This is a genomic window from Corynebacterium sp. KPL1824 (assembly GCF_000478095.1).
GTDB lineage: Bacteria > Actinomycetota > Actinomycetes > Mycobacteriales > Mycobacteriaceae > Corynebacterium > Corynebacterium accolens.
Map to the genome: position 1 here is coordinate 646,802 of NZ_KI515749.1, position 18,865 is coordinate 665,666.

Consider the following 18,865-nt stretch of genomic DNA (forward strand, 5'->3'; position numbering starts at 1 on the left):
TGGGGGCGGAATCCGGCTATATGGTGCACCGATTTTCCCAATAGTGCCCGGGTGAGGGCCGGCCGATGAGGGTGAATGGGGGTAGGTGCTTGTTGTTCGACTATTTAACACCGCTTTGTCCGTTCATAATGATGTATGTCGAACTCTCTAGAACTGTGAAAAGGATGCATTATGGCCACCACTACTGGGGCTGAGGATCGGTCAAAGCCGGTACTCAAGGTGAGCAATGTGTGGGTGCAAGGGATTGCTCTCGTCATGATCTTTGGCTTTTTGGTCATGGGATTTTTGGCGTACCGCACCTATGACGCATCGATGCCGTTGCCGGAAAAGATTGTCTCCGAATCCACCGGCGAAACGGTCCTCACCAAGGACGAGATCACTAACGGCCAGGCGCTGTACCAGGCCCGCGGCCTGCAGCAATACGGTTCCGTGCTGGGGCACGGCGCCTACCTGGGCCCTGACTATACGGCGGAGTACCTGCGCCGCGCCCTCGACCATGCCCGCGAGGAAAATGACGCGAACGGTATCCCCGATTTCGTTGATTCCTCCGCCACTCCCGAAGAGGCCGTGGTAGAAGAATTCCGCACCAACCGCTATGCCGAAGAAACGGGCGTGCTGGAGTGGACCGATAACCAGATTTCGGCATTCGAGGCCAATAAGGACTACTACGCCCAGTACTTTGGCCCCGATTCCCACAACAGTGGCTTGCCGTCGGACTTTATTACCGATGAGCAAGACATCAATAACCTCGTTGGTTTCTTCGGCTGGACCGCGTGGGCTTCGGCGGCAGAGCGTCCGGGCCATGACTATTCCTATACCAATAACTGGCCAGCGGAATCGCGCGTGGACAACGGTCCGACCGCGGACCTCGTGGTGTGGTCGGTGCTCTCGCTCATCGCGCTTATCGGCGGTACCGGCCTGATCTTTGCGATTTACGGCCGGTGGTCCAAGTCCATCGGTTGGCATTCGGAAGAAGCACCGAACCTGGACTTTAAGCAGCCGGGCGAGGTTGGGCTGACCAAGTCGCAGAAGGTGGTGGCCTGGTTCGTCCTGGTCATTGCGTTGCTGTTCTTGATCCAGGCGCTACTGGGTGCGGCCAGCCAGCACTACCGCACGGAACTAACCGGCTTCTTTGGCATCCCGCTGCAAGAAATCTTGCCGTATAACGTCTCGCGCACCTGGCACGTGCAGCTCTCCCTCCTGTGGACCGCCGGCGGGCTCTTGGCGGCCGGTATTTTCCTGGCCTCGTTCGTGGGCAAGAAGGAACCGAAGAAGCAGGATTGGCTCGTATGGTTCCTGCTCGGTGCCATCGCGGTCGTGGTCTTTGGGTCCATGGCCTTTGAATGGCTTTCTACCATGGGCTACATCGAAGAGGGCACGCTATTTTCCCAGCAATGGGAATACCTGGACCTGCCGCGCTTCTTCCAGGTACTGCTTACCATCGGCATGTTCGTGTGGATTGGCATCATCTACCGCCAGCTGCGCGGCCGCCTGAAAAACGAGCACAAGTCCAATATGCCGTGGCTCTTCTTCTTTGCCGGCCTGGCCATCCCAGCGTTCTACGCAGTGGGCAACCTGGCGGGATCGGAAACCCACATCTCCGTCGCAGAGTTCTGGCGCTTCTGGGTGGTTCACCTGTGGGTGGAAGACTTCCTCGAGCTATTTACCACCGTCATGGTGGCCTACGTCTTCGTCCTGCTCGGCGTGGTTCGCGAAAAGATCGCCCTGGGCATCATCTTCTTGGACGTCATCCTCTATTCCACCGGTGGCGTGCTGGGCACGATGCACCACCTGTACTTCTCGGGCACCCCGGTCGAGCACATGGCCCTGGGCGCATTCTTCTCGGCCGCAGAGGTCGTGCCGCTGACCCTGTTGACCGTTGAGGCATGGACCTTCATGCAGCTGGGCTCCCGCCAACGCGCCTCGGGCGAGCGCCCCTTCCCGCACCGCTGGGCAGTCATGTTCCTGGTCTCCGTCGGTTTCTGGAACTTCTTGGGCGCGGGTATCTTCGGCTTCCTGGTCAACCTGCCCATCGTGTCCTACTACGAAATCGGCACGGCGCTTACCGCAAACCACGCCCACGGCGCGATGATGGGCGTCTACGGCTTCCTGGCCGTGGGTCTGTCGGTCTTTGCGCTGCGCTACCTCATCCCCAAGGATAAGTGGTCCGATAAGGCCATGGGCTGGGCCTTCTGGCTGCAAAACCTGGGCCTGCTCTGGATGGTGGTCATTTCGCTCCTGCCGCTGGGCATCATGCAGCTCTACGAATCCGTCGGATCGGGCTACGTGGAAGCGCGGTCGCTGGGCTATATCACCCAGCCCGGCAACTTCATCATGGAATGGCTGCGCCTGCCTGGCGATGTCATGTTCCTCCTCGGCGTCCTGCCCTTCCTCTGGATGGCGCTGCGTGGCGTGCTCTACAAGAAGGAGATCCCAACGGTGGAGGAGCACCCAACCAACCCGCTGTTTAGCATCATCACCCCGGACGAGGACGACCACGCAGGCGAGGTCCCCGTGGGTTCCTCGGTGGGGCTGGTTTCGGGCGGCAAGGGGCGCGTCGACAAGCGCAGCTCCACGGGCCGGCGCTACGGGTACATCGATGAGCGCGGTGCCTTCGTTGAGGAAGAAGATCCCGATGCCGAGCGCGGCGATTCAGCCACCGCCCCGCGCCAGGAATTTGAATCGCGCACCAAGTGGGGCGGTACCTACCGCTCGGACAAGAAGGACGACTAATGCCGGGTGCATTTACCGTATTATCCGCGTGCTACGGGCTCTTCCTGCTCGCTGTGGCCTGGGTATTCGACCTGCTCGCGCAGCAAACCGCCAACCGCACCATGTCCAACCAATCCGGTACGTTCCGGTACTTGGAAGACCACGATGCTTGGCGATGCCCCGAAGATCACTGGCTCTGGCCCTCCAGTTTCGACCCGGAAAACCGCGTCATGCGCTACCGTGCGAACCCGACCGTGTGCAATACCTGCCCGGTCAAGCAACAGTGCACGGTCTCGCACCACGGCCGGGAGGTCACCCGCCAGTTGGACCCGTGGCCGCACTCGGATTCGGGGCGCTTCCACCGCGGCATCGCGCTGGCGGTGGCGGCGATGGGCTACCTGCTGCCGTTGGCCTCGCTGATTAGCTACCATTCGCCCTCGGAGGTGGCGTTGACGCTGGCCACGGTGCTCATCATTACCGGATTCGGCGTGTACCCGCTGGCCCGCCACCTGTGGAATACGCCCTCGAACGCGCCGCAGCTTGTGGTGCCGGAGATGGATAACCGCGAGGCGGAATTGGCGGCGCAGGTCGATCGCTATGGTTCGAAGTACGGAAAATCCACGCGCTACCGCTCGGTGCGTCAAGAACTGGAAGGGGAAGTCTAAGTGTCCGCTCCCGTATTCTGGCCGATCGTCATCGGCATCATTATCGCTCTCATCGGGGTGTTTTTGTCCTACTCGCTCAAGGTGATTAAGCAGTATGAGCGGGGCGTGACCTTCCGCTTTGGCCACCTGCGGCCGATGCTGGAGCCGGGGCTGCATTTCTTGCTACCGGGCATCGATAAGCTGGAGCGCGTGGATTTGCGCGTGGTGACGCTGACGATTCCGCCGCAGGAAATCATCACCAAGGACAACGTGTCCGTGCGCGTGAATGCGGTGGTCATGTTCGAGGTTACCGATTCGAGCAAGGCGGTCCTCGAGGTAGAAAACTACGCCGTGGCGACCTCGCAGATTGCGCAGACCACCCTGCGTTCGCTCTTGGGGCGGGCGAGCCTCGATGATTTGCTGGCCCACCGCGAGGAGCTCAACGAGGACCTAGCGGCGATCATCAACGGCCAAACCGAACGGTGGGGAGTGCTCACCCGCATCGTGGAGATCAAGGACGTAGAGATCCCAGAGATGATGCAGCGCGCCCTAGCGCGCGAGGCTGAGGCGGAGCGCGAGCGCCGCGCCAAGGTCATTTCGGCCCACGGTGAGCTGCAGTCCTCCCGCGAGCTGCGCGAGGCAGCCGAGGAGCTGGGCAAGGCCCCGGCGGCGCTGCAGCTGCGCTACCTACAAACGGTCCTAGAACTCGGCGCGGACCAAAACTCCACCATCGTCTTCCCGCTGCCCATAGACATCATGGGTGGCTTCATGGAAAACCTGGGCACCTTTAATAAGGGATTTAAGGAATTCAGCGAGAACTTCTCGCAGGCGGTAAATACGGAAAAGCCTGCGGACTAGGCGCTTAAGAATGCGGCCCCTGCCCAGCGGAGGGGCCGTTTTTCTGTGCCTCTCGAAGTTGCGCGATGGCCTGCGAATTCTGCTTAATATCATTGGAATTGCGCGCGACCTGCACGATTAAATAAATGACACCGGCTATAAGTCCGATGTAGATAGCTAGCGGGATGAGCATGAGCAGAAGTTCGAGCGGGCCAAGCGTCATTCTTACGTCTTTCTGTGCGAGGGCATTTAAATTCAGGCTAACATTCTCGTTGGGCTGCGGCGACTGCGTCCAGACTGCGGCGCAGGTCGTCATCGCTTAAGTGGCCAAAGCCTAAAACCACGCCGTCTTCGGCGTCTACGCCGCCCCAGTATTCGCGCAGCGGGGTCAGCTTAATGCCGCGGGCGGCGGCGCGCAGGACGATGGCCGGGTCGCACAGCAAAACCGCATGTAGACCGCCATTGATGGGCAGTAGGCGCGCGGCGGGGAGAGAGCCCAGGGCATCGGCCACGAGGTCGCGGCGGCGCTTATAGGTCCGGCGCATGCGGCCGGTGTGGCGCCGCAGCGCCCCGCTGGCCAGGTAATGGGCGAGCGCGGCCTGCGGGATGGTGCCGACCGGCTGACCAAAGATATCGCGCTGCTTGTCGATGCCCCCGCGCAGCCCATCCGGGACCACCACATAGCCACAGGCGATGGACGGCGAAATCACGGTGGAAAAGGTTCCGAGCAACACGGTGCGTTCTGGGGCGAGCGCGGCGAGCGCGGGCAGCGGCTGTCCTACGTAGCGCAGCTCGGAATCGAAATCATCCTCGATGAGTAAAGCGCCGTTCTGGCGGGCCCAGGCCACGAGTTCGGCGCGGCGTTCGGCCGGCAGCGACGCGCCATACGGGTACTGGTGGCTTGGGGTGACAATCAGCGCGTCGAGATCGGTGTCGGGAACGGTAACGCCATCGGCATCGGTGGGCACGTTCACCAACTCATGACCGAGTGCCTGCGGGATGCGCCGCAGGCTGGGATAACCGGGCGATTCGACGCCGACGCGCAGCGCCGTACCGAGCGTGCGCAGCACTAAGGCCAGGCCATCGCGGGCACCGGCGGTAACGACGATGCGGCGCGGATCCACCCGCAGCCCGCGCATGTAGCGCAGGTGGTTGGCGATGTGGTGGGGGAGCGGGGTGGCATCGGAAAGCGGCTGGGCGGCGGCATCGCGCCAGGCTGCGCGCCATTCGGGGGTGATGATGCCGGCGGTATCGGGCAGACCGGGCGTGAGTTCCAAAAGATCGGGCGCGGGAGCGGACTGCGGTGCGGGCTCGGGGCGCGGCGGCGGGCTGTGGGGCAGGCGGGGGTTGATGACGGTGCCTGAACCAACCTCCGCGCTGAGGTAGCCCTCGGCGGTAAGCTGCTCATACGCAGTAACGACGCTGCCGCGGGAGACGCCGAGCTGGGTGGCCAGCGCGCGGGTGGAGGGGACGGGCTCGCCGGGCAGCAGGGCGCCGGAGGTGACATCGGCGCGCACGGCGGCGGCGATTTGTACCGGCAGGGCGCGCGTATCGGCGGGGTCGAGGCGCAGGGGCATGAAAACAGTATAAGTGGTACAACCCAACACGCGGGAAATGGTTCTTTACTTGTACCACTTGGGCAGGGCAGTATAGAGCGCATGACCGAAAACATTGCGACCACGCGCGTGAAACGTGGACTAGCTGACATGCTCAAGGGCGGCGTCATCATGGACGTCGTCACCCCGGAACAGGCGCGCATCGCCGAGGATGCGGGCGCGAGCGCCGTCATGGCACTTGAGCGCGTGCCTGCCGATATCCGCGCCCAGGGCGGCGTGGCCCGCATGTCCGATCCGGAGCTTATCGAGGGCATCATCGACGCCGTATCCATCCCCGTGATGGCGAAGGCGCGCATCGGCCACTTCGTCGAGGCACAGATTCTGGGCGAGCTCGGCGTGGACTTCATCGATGAGTCCGAGGTGCTCAGCCCAGCCGATTACGTCAACCACATCAATAAGTGGGACTTCGACGTGCCGTTCGTGTGCGGCGCGACCAACTTGGGCGAGGCCCTGCGCCGCATCACCGAGGGTGCGGCCATGATTCGATCCAAGGGCGAGGCCGGCACTGGCGATGTCTCCGAGGCCGTCAAGCACCTGCGCACCATTCGTGCGGAAATCGCCCGCCTGCAGCACCTCGACCGCGACGAGCTGTACGTCGCCGCCAAGGAACTCCAGGCACCGTATGACCTGGTTGCGGAGGTTGCGGAGACCGGCAAGCTGCCGGTCGTCCTCTTCGTTGCCGGCGGCGTAGCTACGCCTGCCGATGCCGCCCTCGTCCGCCAGATGGGCGCCGAAGGCGTCTTCGTGGGCTCCGGCATCTTCAAATCCGGTAACCCGGCAGCGCGCGCGGAGGCCATCGTGAAGGCCGCCACGCTTTACGATGACCCCGCCGAGCTCGCCAAGCTCTCCCGCGGCCTGGGTGAGGCCATGGTCGGCATCAATGTCGGCGATGTGCCGGCACCGCACCGCCTGGCCGAGCGCGGCTGGTAATCGCGTGGTCATGCCACAAGAAGCTAGCGCCACGATCGGGGTGCTCGCGCTGCAGGGAGGCGTGGAAGAGCACCTGCGCATCCTCGAAGGCCTGGGGGCGGACACGCGCCGGGTGCGCGTGCCGCGCGACCTTGAAGGCCTGGATGGGCTGGTGATTCCGGGCGGGGAGTCGAGTGTCATCGACAAGCTCGCCCGCACCTTCGGCGTGGCCGATCCACTGCGGGCGGCTGTAGCCGCGGGCCTTCCCGTGCTCGCTACCTGCGCCGGGTTGATTTATTGCGCCCGCGATCTGGATAACCCCTCGCCGGGCCAGCAGACCCTGGGGCTGCTCGATATCACCGTGCGGCGCAATGCCTTTGGCAACCAGCGTTTTTCCGCCGAACGGACCCTGCCGGTCCTGGTCGGGGAAGAAACGCTGCCCATCGAGGCGAGCTTCATCCGCGCCCCGCTGGTCACCCGCGTGGGCGAGGGCGTGGAGGTCATCGCGACCGTGCCGCGCGACGGCGCGGAGGAGGCGGTCGTCGGCGTGCGCCACGGCGCCGTCACCGCTTTGAGCTTTCACCCGGAAGAAAACGATGAGGCGCGCGTGCACGCCGCCTGGCTGGACAGTATCCGCTAGACGCCGGAGAGGCCGCGGCGCTTGAGCAGCGGCGCGACGTCCTTTTCGCGCCCGCGGAAGTCGCGGTAGGCCGCGCCGAAATCGCGGGAGGCGCCCCGAGAGAGGATGAGGTCCCGGAACTTTTGTCCTGCGGCGCGCAGATCGCTTTGCTCCTTGAACCACTCGAAGCCATCGGCATCGAGCGCCTCCGCCCACAGGTAGGAGTAGTAGCCCGCGGAGTAGCCGCCGGCGAAGATGTGGTTGAAGTACGTTGAGCGGTAGCGCGGGGCGATGTGCGGGTTATCCAGCCCCACCGCGCGCAGGGCCTCCTCCTCGAATGCGTCCACGGCCTCCGGGGTGGCCTCCAGCGCTGCGGCGTCCTTGGCGCTGAGCGAATGCCACGCCAAATCGATAATGGAGGCCGCCAAGTACTCCGAGGTGGCAAAGCCCTGGCCAAACTCGGAGGCGGCGGTCACGGCATCGAGCAGCTCATCGGAGATCGGTTCGCCGGTGTCGACGTGGCGCGCGTACTGCTTGACCAGCGACTTATCCAGCGCCCAGTTCTCATTGATTTGCGAGGGGAATTCCACCCAGTCGCGCGGGACGTTGGTGCCGGCGAAGGTGGGGTAGTGGACATCGGAAAGCAGCCCGTGCAAGGCGTGGCCGAATTCGTGGAAGAGGGTGTGTACCTCGTCCAGGCTCAGCAGGGGCTGGGAACCATCGGCGGGCTTGGTAATGCCCAGCACGTTGACGATGACCGGCTTGCGCTCCAGCAGGCCTGACTGGCCCACGAACTGGCTCATCCACGCGCCACCGCGCTTGGTGGGGCGGCCGAAGTAATCCGTGAGCAGCAGGCCGATTCCCTTATCGCCGTGCTCGCCCTTATCTTCGTGCTCGACGTTATCTCTGTGTTCGACACTCTTGTCGAACACCTCCCAGACGCGCACGCCCTCGGCATAGCCCTCCAGGTCCTCGCGCGGGGCAACGGTAATGCCGTACAGGCGCTCGGCAGCAGCGAATACGCCCTGGGTAAGGACCTTGTCCAGGGGGAAGTACTGGCGCAGTTCCTCCTCGTCGAGCGAGAAATCGCGGGCGCGGACCTTGGATTCCCAGTAGGGCCAGTCGGCGGCGTGGAAGTCTTGCTCGTTGAGCGTGGCTTCCTCGGCTAGCAGCTTGTGCTCGCCGGCGGCATTGGCCGCGGCGGCGGGAGCGAGGTCTGCGAGCATGTCGCGCGCGGCGTCGGCGCTGCCAGCGGTTTCTTCCGCGATCACGTAATCGGCGTGGGAGGCATAGCCCAGCAGCTCGGCGCGCTCGGCGCGCAGCTGGACGGCCTCGATAAGCCCTGGAATGTTGTTCTCGGAGCCCCTGCTTGCCGATGCCGCATAGAGCTTCTTCCGCGCCCCCTCCCGAGCCAGGCGGGACTGCTCCGATTGCACGGTAGGCAGCTCGAGGGGGATGACGTAGCCTTCGCGGCCTAGGGCCTTGGCATCCGCCTTGGCTGAGGCGATGCGTTCCGGCGGCAGGCCCTCGAGCTCTTCCTCCGTGAACTCGACGGCGCGCTCGCGCGTGGAGGCCATGAGATTGCGGCCGAATTCCTCCGATAGGGCGGACAGGCGCTGGTTGATATCGGAGAGGCGGGCCTTGCCGGCGGCATCGAGATCCGCTCCCTGGCGCGCAAAGGTGCGTAGCAGGTGTTCGTGCAGGCGCGCGCCCTCCTCATCGCCGGCGGGTGGGGTGGAGTCCTTGATGCGCTGGTAGAGCTTTTCGTCCTGGTACATCGCATCGTAGTGGGCGGACAGGCGCGGATAGATATCGGCGGCGATTTCTTCCATCTCATCAGTGACGTCCGTGCCCGACAGGTTGCCAAAGACCGACATCACGCGGTCGAGATCCTGGCCGGAACGCTCGAGGGCTTCCACGGTGTTTTCCCAGGTGGGGGCAGCGGGATTTTCAGTAATGGCGGAGATCTCGGCATCGTGGAGCGCGAGCGCTTCGTCGAAGGCGGGGCGGTAGTGCTCGACCTTAATCTCCGCAAACGGCGGGAGTTGGTAGGGCAACGATGAAGGGTGGAGTAATGGATTAGTCATAAATGACCAATGTACCCATTTACTCCACCCTGTGTGATGGCTTTCACTAAGATTGCTAGCCCACCGGTACTAGCTCCGCGTCTTCATCCTTCTTCTTTGGCGCGGTAGCCTTGCGCTTTCCGGTATTCATCACGATGATGTCTAGTACGAGGAATGCTGCAAGGGTAATGCCCAAAAGCGGCATAAATGCACCGACGGTGGCGGCAAAGAGCGCACCCAGGCCGGTGGTGGCCCAGGAGAAGTTCCGCTTGGAGCCAGGGGCGAATTGCGGCCGGCGCTTCCACCACATGTAGTAGCCCAGAACCACCATGGCGGCGATGGCGAGGCCGAGTGCGAACAGGGCAATCTGCAGCGGCAGGCCAAACATGATGCCCATGTGCAGGTAGATGCCCCAGCTGCTGAGCTTGCTAAATAGCGGCAGCTCAGAGAATGGAAGGCGGTCGATGACCTCGCCGGTGGAACCGTTGACGGAGACCTCATCGGAGGTATAGCGCCACTCGACCCAGCGCTCACTGACCTTCCACCCCGAGTCGGTGTCTTCCGGCGCGTACAGGCGCAGCGGACCCGTTAGTCCTTCCGCGCGGCCGGTGGCATAGACGCGCTCTGCCTGCTCGGCGATGACCTCCGGCTCCGGAGTCTCGCCCGCAGCCTCCGCATCCCCACCATGAGCGCCGTGGGCACCGTGACCTTCGTGCCCGGCGTGGGCATCGTGTGCGGCATCGGCGGAGGAATCGGTGGTGAGCGCGGTTTCTACCGGCGTGGCCTTCCAGTTCATCTTCTCCACCACGGAATTGACGTTCTCGCCGGCGAGCTGGGACCAGGTGATGCCGGTGGCAGACAGGCCAATGAGCCCGATGAAAATCCATGCGCCCATAGTGGAGTGCAGGCGGGTGGCCTTCCAGCGCTTGGAGCGCTGCGGCTGCTTCTTCAGCGGCGCGGCAGCCTTCTTGGGCCGGCGGCGAATCCACCACATGTAGAGCCCGCCGCAGGCCAAGACCCACAGCCAAGACGCGGCTAGCTCGGAATAGAGCTCGCCCGGCTGGCCCAGGTAGAAGCTTTCATGCAGCGAGGAGATCCAGCGGCGCAGCGGCATCTCGCCCAAGCCGGAGTAGGTGGGGTAGTCACCGATGACCTCGCCATCGGCCGGATTAATAAAAACGGTGCGCTGCAGGCTCTCGTCGATGCCCGGATCCGCCACCAGCACGCGCGTGGAGTCCGTCGCCGATTCCGCCGGCCATACCTGGGATACCGGCATATCCGGGTGCTCCTTTTGGGCAGCGCTGATTTGGTCCTCCAGGCTTACCGGGTTATTTACTTCCTCGACGGTCATGACGTCGCGGTAAGCAAACTTTTCCAGGGTCGGCGCCAGTGCATAGAGGCAGCCGGTCAAAGCCGCGATAAGGATGAAGGGGCCGACGAACATGCCGCCGTAAAAGTGTATGCGTTGGATGAAGGAACGCAGAGTCGTCCGACTCATAAAATAGTTCTCTTTCGTGCTTAGTGGTCAGTTGCATGGGTGCTGATATCAACTGCACTAATAGTCGGAACTTAGGCAACCCTGGTTCCCGGAAGGTGAAAAAATTTTTTCAGTTGTGTGAAATTGAAGGAGCGAAAACGACGACACTGCGCGCCCCAGTGAAGGGAACGCGCGGTGAAAATTAGCTGGTGAAGAAGCTTTTACTTTCTCAGGCCATCGATGAAGTTGTTCCTGGTTTCCTCGGCTAGCCGCTTGTGCTCGCCTGCCGCGTAAAGAGTTTTTGCGGAACCCAATCCTTATGCTGCTCAGCTAGTACGGCGCCGACGAGGCGGAGGTCAGGTCCGTTGGATCGATATGATGGTCGCCCTATTGTGCACGGCCGTGAGGCTTACCACGAGCTCCACACCACGCTAGCGGGCGCAACCGTTTTGGCTTGAGAAGCAAGAAACGAGCAAGAAAAAGTTTGCGCAGGTAAATGGGTAAATTTGATGATAAAAGCGGCTGTTTTGGCTGGGTTTTCGGCGAACGAAGCAAGAAAAGACCGCCTCGAACTCCGAGGAGTAATCGAGGCGGTCTGTGGCTAGAAACCTAACTCGGCTTTACTTCTTCAGGCCGTCGATGATCTCGTTGAACTGTGCGACGGGGCGCATGACAGCGGAGGTCTTCTCGTCGTTTGGCCAGTAGTAGCCGCCGAGGTCAGCGGGATCGCCTTGGGCATCGATAAGAGCCTGGGAGATCTCGTCCGCTTTGCCGGAAAGCTCGGAAGCAACGTCCTTGAAGGCTGCCGCGAGATCGGCGTACTCGGTTTGGTTAGCCAGCTCCTCGGCCCAGAAGGTGGCCAGGAAGAAGTGGGAACCGCGGTTGTCGTTCTCGCCCACCTTGCGGGATGGGGACTTGCCCTCGTTCAGCAGGCGCTCGGTGGCCTTGTCCAGGGTGGTGGCCAGCACGCCGGCCTTCTCGTTGCCGTTGGTCTGGTTCTCGTGGCGGAAGGACTCGGCCAACGCCAGGAACTCACCGAGGGAGTCCCAGCGCAGGTGGTTTTCTTCCTGCACCTGCTGGACGTGCTTCGGGGCGGAGCCGCCGGCACCGGTCTCGAAGAGGCCGCCGCCCGCCATCAGCGGAACCACGGACAGCATCTTTGCGGAGGTACCCAGCTCGAGGATGGGGAAGAGGTCCGTGTTGTAGTCACGCAGCACGTTACCGGTCACGGAGATGGTGTCCTCGCCGCGGCGGATGCGCTCGATGGAGGTCTTGGTAGCGGTGACCGGATCCTGGATCTCGATGTCCAGGTCCTCGGTGTCGTGGTCCTTGAGGTACTTTTCCACCAAGGACTGGATATTGCGGTCGTGGCCGCGCTCTGGGTCGAGCCAGAAGATGGTCTTCATGCCGGACAGGCGGGCGCGGTTGACGGCGAGCTTGACCCAGTCCTGGATCGGCTCGTCCTTGGTCTGGCAGGCACGCCAGATATCGCCGGCCTCGACGTCGTGCTCGATGAGCACCTCGCCCTTGGAGTTGCGGACCTCAACGGTGCCGTCCGCGGGAACCTTGAAGGTCTTGTTGTGGGAGCCGTACTCCTCGGCCTTCTTGGCCATCAGGCCGACGTTTGGCACGGTACCCATGGTGGTGGGGTCGAAGGCGCCGTTTTCCTTGCAGTCCTCGATGACGGCCTGGTACACGCCGGCGTAGGAAGAGTCCGGGATAACGGCCAGGGTGTCCTGCTCCTCGTCGTTCTTATTCCACATGTGGCCGGAGGTGCGGATCATTGCCGGCATGGAGGCGTCAATGATGACATCGGAAGGCACGTGCAGGTTGGTGATGCCCTTGTGGGAGTTGACCATGGCGAGATCGGGGCCATCGGCAAGCGCGGATTCGAAGGCAGCCTTGATCTCCTCGCCATTGTCGAGCTTGTCTAGGCCCTCCAGGATGGAGCCCAAGCCGTTCTCGCCGTTCAGGCCGGCGGAGATGAGCTCGTCGCCGTACTTATCAAAGACATCGGCGAAGTAGGTGCGCACGACGTGGCCGAAGAGGATGGGGTCAGAGACCTTCATCATGGTGGCCTTCAGGTGGGTGGAAAAGAGCACGCCCTCTTCCTTGGCGCGCTTGACCTGCTGCAGCAGGAACTCATCCAGGGCCTTGGCGGACATGAAGGTGCCGTCGATGACCTCGTCCTTAAGAACCGGCAGTTCCGGCAGCAGGGTCTGCTCGCCGTCGGCGGTCTTCAGCACGATGGACAGGGTATCTTCCTCGGGGATGATGACGGACTTCTCATTGTGGCGGAAGTCGTTATCGTCCATGGTGGCGACGTTGGTCTTGGAATCCTTGGACCACTCGCCCATGCGGTGGGGGTGCTTCTTAACAAAGTTCTTTACGGCCTCCGGCGCGCGGCGGTCGGAGTTACCTTCACGCAGGACGGGGTTAACGGCGGAGCCCTTGACAGAATCGTAGCGGGCCGCGATGTCCTTTTCCTCGTCAGTGGAGGGGTTATCCGGGTAATCAGGCAAGTCGTAGCCGGCGGCCTGCAGCTCGGCGATGGCCTTCTTCAGCTGCACCAGGGAAGCCGAGATATTCGGCAGCTTGATGATATTAGCCTCTGGGGTCTTGGCCATCTTGCCCAGCTCAGCCAGGGCGTCTTCCACCTTTTGGTCCTCGGTGAGGCGCTCCGGGAACTGCGCGGCGATGCGGGCAGCTAGGGAAATATCGCGGGTTTCTACGTCAATGCCCGCGGTGGAAGCGAAGGCCTCCACGATGGGCTTGAGGGAGTAGGTCGCCAGAAGCGGCGCCTCATCGGTACGGGTCCACGTAATCTTAGCCATGATTCTCCTATTAAATGTGGGAAAATTTCTTCAGGTGACCAGATTACCGATTTTGTCCGCTCCATGTGGAGCGCTCGGTACATTCTGGGGCTGGGTGGCATCGGTCACGGGGCCATGCGCTGGGTAAATCTCTTCACCTGTCCACGCCCTGAACATGCTTTATGCCCAGGTGGGGTGTATCGTCGCCCCTCGTGAAAATTATCGATCAGTTAAGCCCGCGCAGCGCCCATGAACATCGCATTCACCGTCGGCCTCTGCCCCGCCAGACGGAGATTTCTACCGCGCGCCGCACCATCGTCATGGTGGCGATGGCCCTTGGTGCGTTTGCTATCGGTACTACCGAGTTCGTCTCGATGGGCCTGCTGCCGCTGATCGCGGAGGACTTCGGGGTTTCTGAGGATACCGCCTCCACGCTGATTACCACCTACGCACTCGGCGTAGTGGTCGGTGCGCCCCTGATTGCGGCCTTTACCGGCAAGCTCCCGCGCCGCCGCCTCATCCTCTTGCTCATCGGCTTTTTGGTGGTGGGCAACCTGCTCTCGGTCCTCGCGCCGAATTACTGGGTGCTCATGGTGGCCCGCTTCATCGCCGGCATGCCCCACGGCGCGTACTTCTCCGTGGCTAACCTGTCCGCGGCATCGATGGCCCCTCCCGGCGGGCGGGGCAAGGCCATGGCGTTTGTGGGCATGGGCCTTGCCATCGCCACGGTCATCGGCGTGCCCGCGGCACAGGCCCTGGGTTCCGCGCTGGGGTGGCACGCGGCATACCTGGTGGTCGTGGTCATCGGCCTTATTACCGCCGTAGCCCTGTTTTTCCTCATGCCGCACATGACGGAGATGAAACAGACCGATATCCGCACCGAGTTCGGCGCCTTTAAAAACAGCCAGGTGTGGCTCACCGTCATCATGGGCGTGGTGGGTTTCGGCGGCATGTTCTCCGTCTATACCTATATTTCCTGGACCATGACCGAGGTCGCGGGCCTGAGCGATAGCCTGATTTGGGTCGTGCTCATGGCCTACGGCATTGGCATGACGATTGGCAATGCCTTTGGTGGCTGGTTGGCAGACCGCAACCTCGAATTTGGCATCATTTTCGCCTTAGCCAGCCTGATCATCATCCTCACGGCCTTCTACTTCCTTTCCAGCCACGCCATCGCCGCCACCATTTGCTTTGGCATGGTGGCGTTTATGGGTTCCACGTTGGTGCCGTCGCTGCAGCTACGCCTGGTCCACGTGGCGGGCGATGCTCAGACCTTATCCGCAGCGCTCAACCAATCCGCGCTCAATATCGCGAACGCGGCCGGTGCGACCATCGGCGGCATCGTCGTAGGCGCGGGCCTGGGCTACTCTGCTCCGGCGCTGGCGGGCGCCGGCTTGGCGGCCGCGGGTTGCGTTGTGTGGGCGATAACAATGTGGGATAAAAAACGCCTTGCCAATCGTGGCTAGAACTACCACCGCACACGCCTATATTCTGGAGCACCATGAGCCTTACCATCGCTAGCGTCAACGTCAACGGAATCCGCGCCGCCTGCAAGCAGCGCAATGAGAATAACCCCGGCATGAATGCCTGGTTGGAACAGACCCCGGCCGATATCGTGCTGATGCAAGAGGTCCGCGCCACCCCGGACCAAGCCAGAAAAGCCCTGGCACCCGCCCTGGAGGCGGGCTGGCACCTAGAGCTTGCCGATGCCGCCGCCAAGGGCCGCGCCGGAGTAGGCATCCTTTCCCGCACGCCGCTTGCCGATGTCGAAATCGGTTTCGGCTCCTTCACCGATGCCGGCCGCTGGATTGCCGCCACCACCCGCGATATCCGCGTGGCCTCGCTGTACTTGCCTTCCGGCGATACCGATTCGCCAAAGTTGGATGAAAAGTACCGTTTCTTGGATGAATTCGATGCCGTGCTGGCAGAAAACGCCGATAAGGACATGGTCATCGGCGGTGACTGGAATATCTGCCACCGCGCCCAGGATTTGAAGAATAATAAGGCCAACGAGAAGAAGGCCGGCCACCTGCCAGAAGAGCGCGCCTTTCTGGACCACGTCTTCGGCAGCTTCCCGGATGAGGCGCCGCAGGAGAAAAAGAACCTGGGGGAGTGGCTCGGAGTCGTGGACTACGCGGGCACCACGCCGTGGGAGCCGGCCACCGCGCCGCAGTGGTTCGACGTGGCGCGCCGCCTCCACCCAGAGGCCGACGGTCCCTATACCTGGTGGACCTACCGCGGCCAGGCCTTCAATAACGATGCGGGCTGGCGCATTGACTACCAGGCCGCTACCCAGCCGTTGCTCGATCGCGCGCAGCGCACCTGGGTGGATAAGGCCCCGACCGTGGAGCAGCGTTGGTCCGATCACTCGCCGCTGCTGGTGGAATACGCCTGATGTCGCCGCTTTTTAGCGTCCTGTACGTCATCGGCATTACCGCCGAGTCCATGACCGCTGCGCTATCGGCCGGCCGGCAAAAACTCGACCTGTTCGGTGTGACGATGATCGCCTCCATCACGGCGCTAGGCGGCGGCACTGTCCGCGATATCGTGCTGGCGGATCCGCCGCTGACCTGGGTGGAACACCCCATCTATCTGGGCATCGTCATCGCCGCTGCCATCGTCACGGTGGGCATGTCCTTCCTCATGCACTATTTCCGCCACCTCTTCCTCATCCTCGATGCCTTGGGGCTGGCGGTCTTTTCCGTGCTGGGCACCCAGATTGCCGCCCACTTGGGCTACGGCTTCATCATCGCCTCGGTATCCGCGGTTATCTCCGGCGTCTTCGGCGGCGTGCTGCGCGATCTGCTCTCAGACCGCATTCCGCTGGTATTTTCCGGCGAGTTTTATGCGGCCATCTCGATCCTCGCGGCCGGGCTGTACATGATCCTCTTGCGCGCCGGGCTATCGGAGGAACCCACAGCGATCATCACCGCCCTAGTCTGCTTTAGCGCGCGCCTTGCGGCTATCTACTTTAAGAAGGGCCTGCCCGTCTTCGAGTACCGCGACGGCGAGCAACAGATGGATCCGCGCCTGCGGCTATCGGCGCGCATCGTGCGCGATGGTGCCCGCCGGGCCAAGCGGAAGGCGGGCGCGGCCACCCGCTACGCCAGCCCGATTACCCGGCCGCTGATTCGTAACAAGCGCACCGCAAGCGATTTTTCCTCCCCGCTCAGCCTCGAGGAGCTAAATAGCAACCGGATCGCGCGGCCGACCGCTCACGCATCGATTACCCGCCCCAGTGGGAAGCACTCGCCTGGGGCGAGGGGAGTGGATGTGCAGCAGCAATGGACCTTCAACAAGGAGGATGTGGGCAGGCAAAGGACCCCCAAGCACAAGCAGTAGTGCTAGTATAAACACGTTAAAAATTTCGAAATCTGCAACGGAGAAAGTTCATGGCTCGCGCAATTATTCCTTTTGTCCTTGGCGCCGTAATCCTCGCCCTGAGCATCTGGTGGTGGACCGCTGTCGGACCGTCCTTCGCCTTCCTTGGCCCCATCGTCCTCATGGGCGTCGGCGGTGCCTTCATGGTGACCGGTTTCGCCGTCTTCATGGACATCGTCAGTCCCACCTCCCGCAAGGTCTAAGGGCGCGGTCTGGCGATGAGGGCTATCGATCTGCTTACGGACATGGCGCAACGCCCGCTCGATGCGCTCGCCGCATTGCCGGATCTGACTAACGAGACCGCCAATGCGCACTTTGGTGATCACCCGAATTCGATCACGTGGCTGCTATGGCACACCGGCCGCATGGCAGACCTGCAGCTAGCGCAACTGACTGGGGAAGAAGAGCTGTGGCAGCGCTACGACCTCGACCTGCCGGATGCCATGGGCTATGGCCAATCGGCGGAGGAAGCGCGTGCGGTGACCACGCAGGACATCGGCAAGCTCTGCAGCTATACCCAGGAAGCATTGGAGCAGGTCAAGGCGTATGTGACCTCGCTGGAGGATGACAACCTCGATGACGTGATCGATACCTCGTGGACCCCGCACGTTACCCGCGGTGTCCGGCTGGTCTCGATTTTTGATGACGCCGCGCAACATCTTGGGGCGGCCAATCAACAAGCAAAAATGACGGAGTAACATTACCTGACATGACTGATTCCACTGCATCTAATTCTGCGTCCCGCGTACTTTCCGGCATTCAGCCCACCGCTGATTCCTATCACTTGGGAAATTACTTGGGAGCGCTGAAGCAGTGGATCGACCTGCAGGAAGGCTACGATGCCTTTTACTTCATCCCGGATCTGCACGCGATTACCGTGGAGCAGAATCCGGAGGAGCTGCGCAACCGCACCATGGCGGGGGCTGCACAGCTCATCGCGCTGGGCATCGACCCGGAAAAATCCACCCTCTTCGTCCAGTCCCACGTGCCCGCCCATGCGGAGCTGACCTGGGTATTCCAGTGCCTGACCGGCTTCGGCGAGGCCTCCCGCATGACGCAGTTCAAGGATAAATCCGCCAAGCGCGGCGCCGATCGCACCTCGGTGGGTCTTTTTACCTACCCCATCCTGATGGCGGCCGATATCCTGCTGTACTCGCCGGATTACGTGCCGGTGGGCGAGGACCAGCGCCAGCACCTGGAGCTCACCCGCAATCTGGCCGAGCGCTTCAACAATAAGTACGGCGAGACCTTCCACGTGCCGGAGCCGTTCATTCCAGGGGGCGCGGCAAAGATCTATGACCTGCAGGATCCGACGTCCAAGATGTCTAAGTCCGGCCCCAACCCCAAGGGCCTGGTCAACCTGCTTGATGCCCCGAAGACCTCTGCCAAGCGCATTAAGTCCGCCGTCACCGATGACCTGGGCTCGGTTGCCTTCGACCGGGAAAACCAGCCGGGCGTATCGAACTTGCTGGTCATCCAGTCCGCGCTGACCGGCGAGTCCATCGACTCCTTGGTCGAAAAGTACGCCGGCCAGGGCTACGGGCACCTGAAGGTGGATACCGCGGAGGCGCTCGAGGCCTTTACCACCCCGCTCAAGCAGCGCTACGACGAGCTCATGGCGGATCGCGGCGAGCTGGAGCGCATCTTGGAGCGCGGTGCCCAGACCGCACAGGAAGTAGCGCAGCCGCTTGTCGATGCCGTCTATGAAAAAGTCGGCTTCCTTCCTCGCCCGCGCAGGTAGTAGGTACCCCTTAACCCACCCCACCGAGGGACAAGTGGGTGTTTGCCAGC

Annotated in this window: 16 protein-coding genes; 11 read left to right on the plus strand and 5 right to left on the minus strand. The window is 62.4% G+C overall.

Features of this window, described 5'->3' with window-relative positions:
* Positions 1-171: 171 nt before the first annotated feature.
* Genes HMPREF1267_RS03050 through HMPREF1267_RS03060 form a run of 3 tightly spaced genes read left to right on the plus strand, consistent with a single transcriptional unit; the run spans position 172 to position 4,214 of the window.
* Positions 172-2,733, plus strand: a complete 2,562-nt coding sequence (locus HMPREF1267_RS03050; protein ID WP_023028349.1) for a nitric-oxide reductase large subunit — start codon at positions 172-174, stop codon at positions 2,731-2,733.
* Complete coding sequence (locus HMPREF1267_RS03055; protein ID WP_023016813.1) at positions 2,733-3,377, plus strand: hypothetical protein; 645 nt, start codon at positions 2,733-2,735, stop codon at positions 3,375-3,377. Before HMPREF1267_RS03050 ends, HMPREF1267_RS03055 begins: the two co-directional genes overlap by 1 nt.
* Positions 3,378-4,214, plus strand: a complete 837-nt coding sequence (locus HMPREF1267_RS03060) for an SPFH domain-containing protein (RefSeq protein WP_023028350.1) — start codon at positions 3,378-3,380, stop codon at positions 4,212-4,214.
* Between the two features lie 4 nt (positions 4,215-4,218).
* Here HMPREF1267_RS03060 and HMPREF1267_RS03065 read toward each other — a convergent pair whose 3' ends face one another.
* Together HMPREF1267_RS03065 and HMPREF1267_RS03070 are read right to left on the minus strand one after the other, a co-directional pair.
* On the minus strand, positions 4,219-4,416 hold the full coding sequence (locus HMPREF1267_RS03065; protein WP_023016815.1) for a hypothetical protein: 198 nt from the start codon (positions 4,414-4,416) through the stop codon (positions 4,219-4,221).
* A 37-nt stretch (positions 4,417-4,453) separates the two neighbouring features.
* Positions 4,454-5,770 carry a PLP-dependent aminotransferase family protein gene (locus HMPREF1267_RS03070; protein ID WP_023028352.1) on the minus strand — a complete coding sequence of 439 codons (1,317 nt, stop codon included), beginning with the start codon at positions 5,768-5,770 and terminating at the stop codon, positions 4,454-4,456.
* A gap of 81 nt (positions 5,771-5,851) precedes the next feature.
* Here HMPREF1267_RS03070 and pdxS point away from each other — a divergent pair, with 81 nt between their 5' ends.
* Positions 5,852-6,739: a pyridoxal 5'-phosphate synthase lyase subunit PdxS gene (gene pdxS / locus HMPREF1267_RS03075; RefSeq protein ID WP_023016817.1), complete on the plus strand. Its 888-nt coding sequence runs from the start codon at positions 5,852-5,854 to the stop codon at positions 6,737-6,739.
* Positions 6,740-6,749: 10 nt separating this feature from the next.
* Positions 6,750-7,358 (plus strand): pyridoxal 5'-phosphate synthase glutaminase subunit PdxT, encoded by a 609-nt coding sequence (pdxT, locus tag HMPREF1267_RS03080; protein ID WP_034653793.1) that lies wholly within the window; start codon positions 6,750-6,752, stop codon positions 7,356-7,358.
* Here the strand turns inward: pdxT and HMPREF1267_RS03085 are convergent.
* The 3 genes from HMPREF1267_RS03085 to HMPREF1267_RS03095 all read right to left on the minus strand — a co-directional run bounded on the left by HMPREF1267_RS03085 (position 7,355) and on the right by HMPREF1267_RS03095 (position 13,714).
* Entirely contained in the window at positions 7,355-9,424 is a 2,070-nt protein-coding gene (locus HMPREF1267_RS03085) for a M3 family metallopeptidase (RefSeq protein WP_023028353.1), read from the minus strand. The genes pdxT and HMPREF1267_RS03085 overlap by 4 nt on opposite strands.
* A 55-nt stretch (positions 9,425-9,479) precedes the next feature.
* On the minus strand, positions 9,480-10,901 hold the full coding sequence (locus HMPREF1267_RS03090) for a PepSY domain-containing protein (RefSeq protein WP_023028354.1): 1,422 nt from the start codon (positions 10,899-10,901) through the stop codon (positions 9,480-9,482).
* Positions 10,902-11,500: 599 nt separating this feature from the next.
* Positions 11,501-13,714, minus strand: a complete 2,214-nt coding sequence (locus HMPREF1267_RS03095; protein ID WP_023028355.1) for an NADP-dependent isocitrate dehydrogenase — start codon at positions 13,712-13,714, stop codon at positions 11,501-11,503.
* 191 nt (positions 13,715-13,905) lie between these two features.
* Here HMPREF1267_RS03095 and HMPREF1267_RS03100 point away from each other — a divergent pair, with 191 nt between their 5' ends.
* Genes HMPREF1267_RS03100 through trpS form a run of 6 tightly spaced genes read left to right on the plus strand, consistent with a single transcriptional unit; the run spans position 13,906 to position 18,815 of the window.
* Entirely contained in the window at positions 13,906-15,159 is a 1,254-nt protein-coding gene (locus HMPREF1267_RS03100) for an MFS transporter (RefSeq protein ID WP_042403997.1), read from the plus strand.
* Between the two features lie 35 nt (positions 15,160-15,194).
* The gene (locus HMPREF1267_RS03105; RefSeq protein ID WP_023016823.1) at positions 15,195-16,088 is read left to right on the plus strand and encodes an exodeoxyribonuclease III; all 894 of its coding nucleotides are present in this window, start codon (positions 15,195-15,197) and stop codon (positions 16,086-16,088) included.
* Positions 16,088-17,035, plus strand: a complete 948-nt coding sequence (locus HMPREF1267_RS03110) for a trimeric intracellular cation channel family protein (RefSeq protein WP_023028356.1) — start codon at positions 16,088-16,090, stop codon at positions 17,033-17,035. Before HMPREF1267_RS03105 ends, HMPREF1267_RS03110 begins: the two co-directional genes overlap by 1 nt.
* Positions 17,036-17,085: 50 nt before the next feature.
* On the plus strand, positions 17,086-17,277 hold the full coding sequence (locus tag HMPREF1267_RS03115; RefSeq protein ID WP_005277318.1) for a hypothetical protein: 192 nt from the start codon (positions 17,086-17,088) through the stop codon (positions 17,275-17,277).
* A gap of 15 nt (positions 17,278-17,292) precedes the next feature.
* The gene (locus HMPREF1267_RS03120) at positions 17,293-17,772 is read left to right on the plus strand and encodes a DinB family protein (protein ID WP_023028357.1); all 480 of its coding nucleotides are present in this window, start codon (positions 17,293-17,295) and stop codon (positions 17,770-17,772) included.
* A gap of 11 nt (positions 17,773-17,783) precedes the next feature.
* On the plus strand, positions 17,784-18,815 hold the full coding sequence (trpS, locus tag HMPREF1267_RS03125) for a tryptophan--tRNA ligase (RefSeq protein ID WP_023028358.1): 1,032 nt from the start codon (positions 17,784-17,786) through the stop codon (positions 18,813-18,815).
* Positions 18,816-18,865 lie beyond the last annotated feature (50 nt).

Excerpts from the sequence above, each read along its gene's own strand:
- HMPREF1267_RS03105 (WP_023016823.1), top strand. The coding sequence starts at position 15,195 with ATGAGCCTTACCATCGCTAGCGTCAACGTCAACGGAATCCGCGCCGCC.
- HMPREF1267_RS03090 (WP_023028354.1), bottom strand. The coding sequence starts at position 10,901 with ATGAGTCGGACGACTCTGCGTTCCTTCATCCAACGCATACACTTTTAC.
- trpS (WP_023028358.1), top strand. The coding sequence starts at position 17,784 with ATGACTGATTCCACTGCATCTAATTCTGCGTCCCGCGTACTTTCCGGC.
- HMPREF1267_RS03085 (WP_023028353.1), bottom strand. The coding sequence starts at position 9,424 with ATGACTAATCCATTACTCCACCCTTCATCGTTGCCCTACCAACTCCCG.
- HMPREF1267_RS03070 (WP_023028352.1), bottom strand. The coding sequence starts at position 5,770 with ATGCCCCTGCGCCTCGACCCCGCCGATACGCGCGCCCTGCCGGTACAA.
- HMPREF1267_RS03120 (WP_023028357.1), top strand. The coding sequence starts at position 17,293 with ATGAGGGCTATCGATCTGCTTACGGACATGGCGCAACGCCCGCTCGAT.
- pdxS (WP_023016817.1), top strand. The coding sequence starts at position 5,852 with ATGACCGAAAACATTGCGACCACGCGCGTGAAACGTGGACTAGCTGAC.
- HMPREF1267_RS03065 (WP_023016815.1), bottom strand. The coding sequence starts at position 4,416 with ATGACGCTTGGCCCGCTCGAACTTCTGCTCATGCTCATCCCGCTAGCT.
- HMPREF1267_RS03050 (WP_023028349.1), top strand. The coding sequence starts at position 172 with ATGGCCACCACTACTGGGGCTGAGGATCGGTCAAAGCCGGTACTCAAG.
- pdxT (WP_034653793.1), top strand. The coding sequence starts at position 6,750 with ATGCCACAAGAAGCTAGCGCCACGATCGGGGTGCTCGCGCTGCAGGGA.
- HMPREF1267_RS03055 (WP_023016813.1), top strand. The coding sequence starts at position 2,733 with ATGCCGGGTGCATTTACCGTATTATCCGCGTGCTACGGGCTCTTCCTG.
- HMPREF1267_RS03110 (WP_023028356.1), top strand. The coding sequence starts at position 16,088 with ATGTCGCCGCTTTTTAGCGTCCTGTACGTCATCGGCATTACCGCCGAG.
- HMPREF1267_RS03095 (WP_023028355.1), bottom strand. The coding sequence starts at position 13,714 with ATGGCTAAGATTACGTGGACCCGTACCGATGAGGCGCCGCTTCTGGCG.
- HMPREF1267_RS03115 (WP_005277318.1), top strand. The coding sequence starts at position 17,086 with ATGGCTCGCGCAATTATTCCTTTTGTCCTTGGCGCCGTAATCCTCGCC.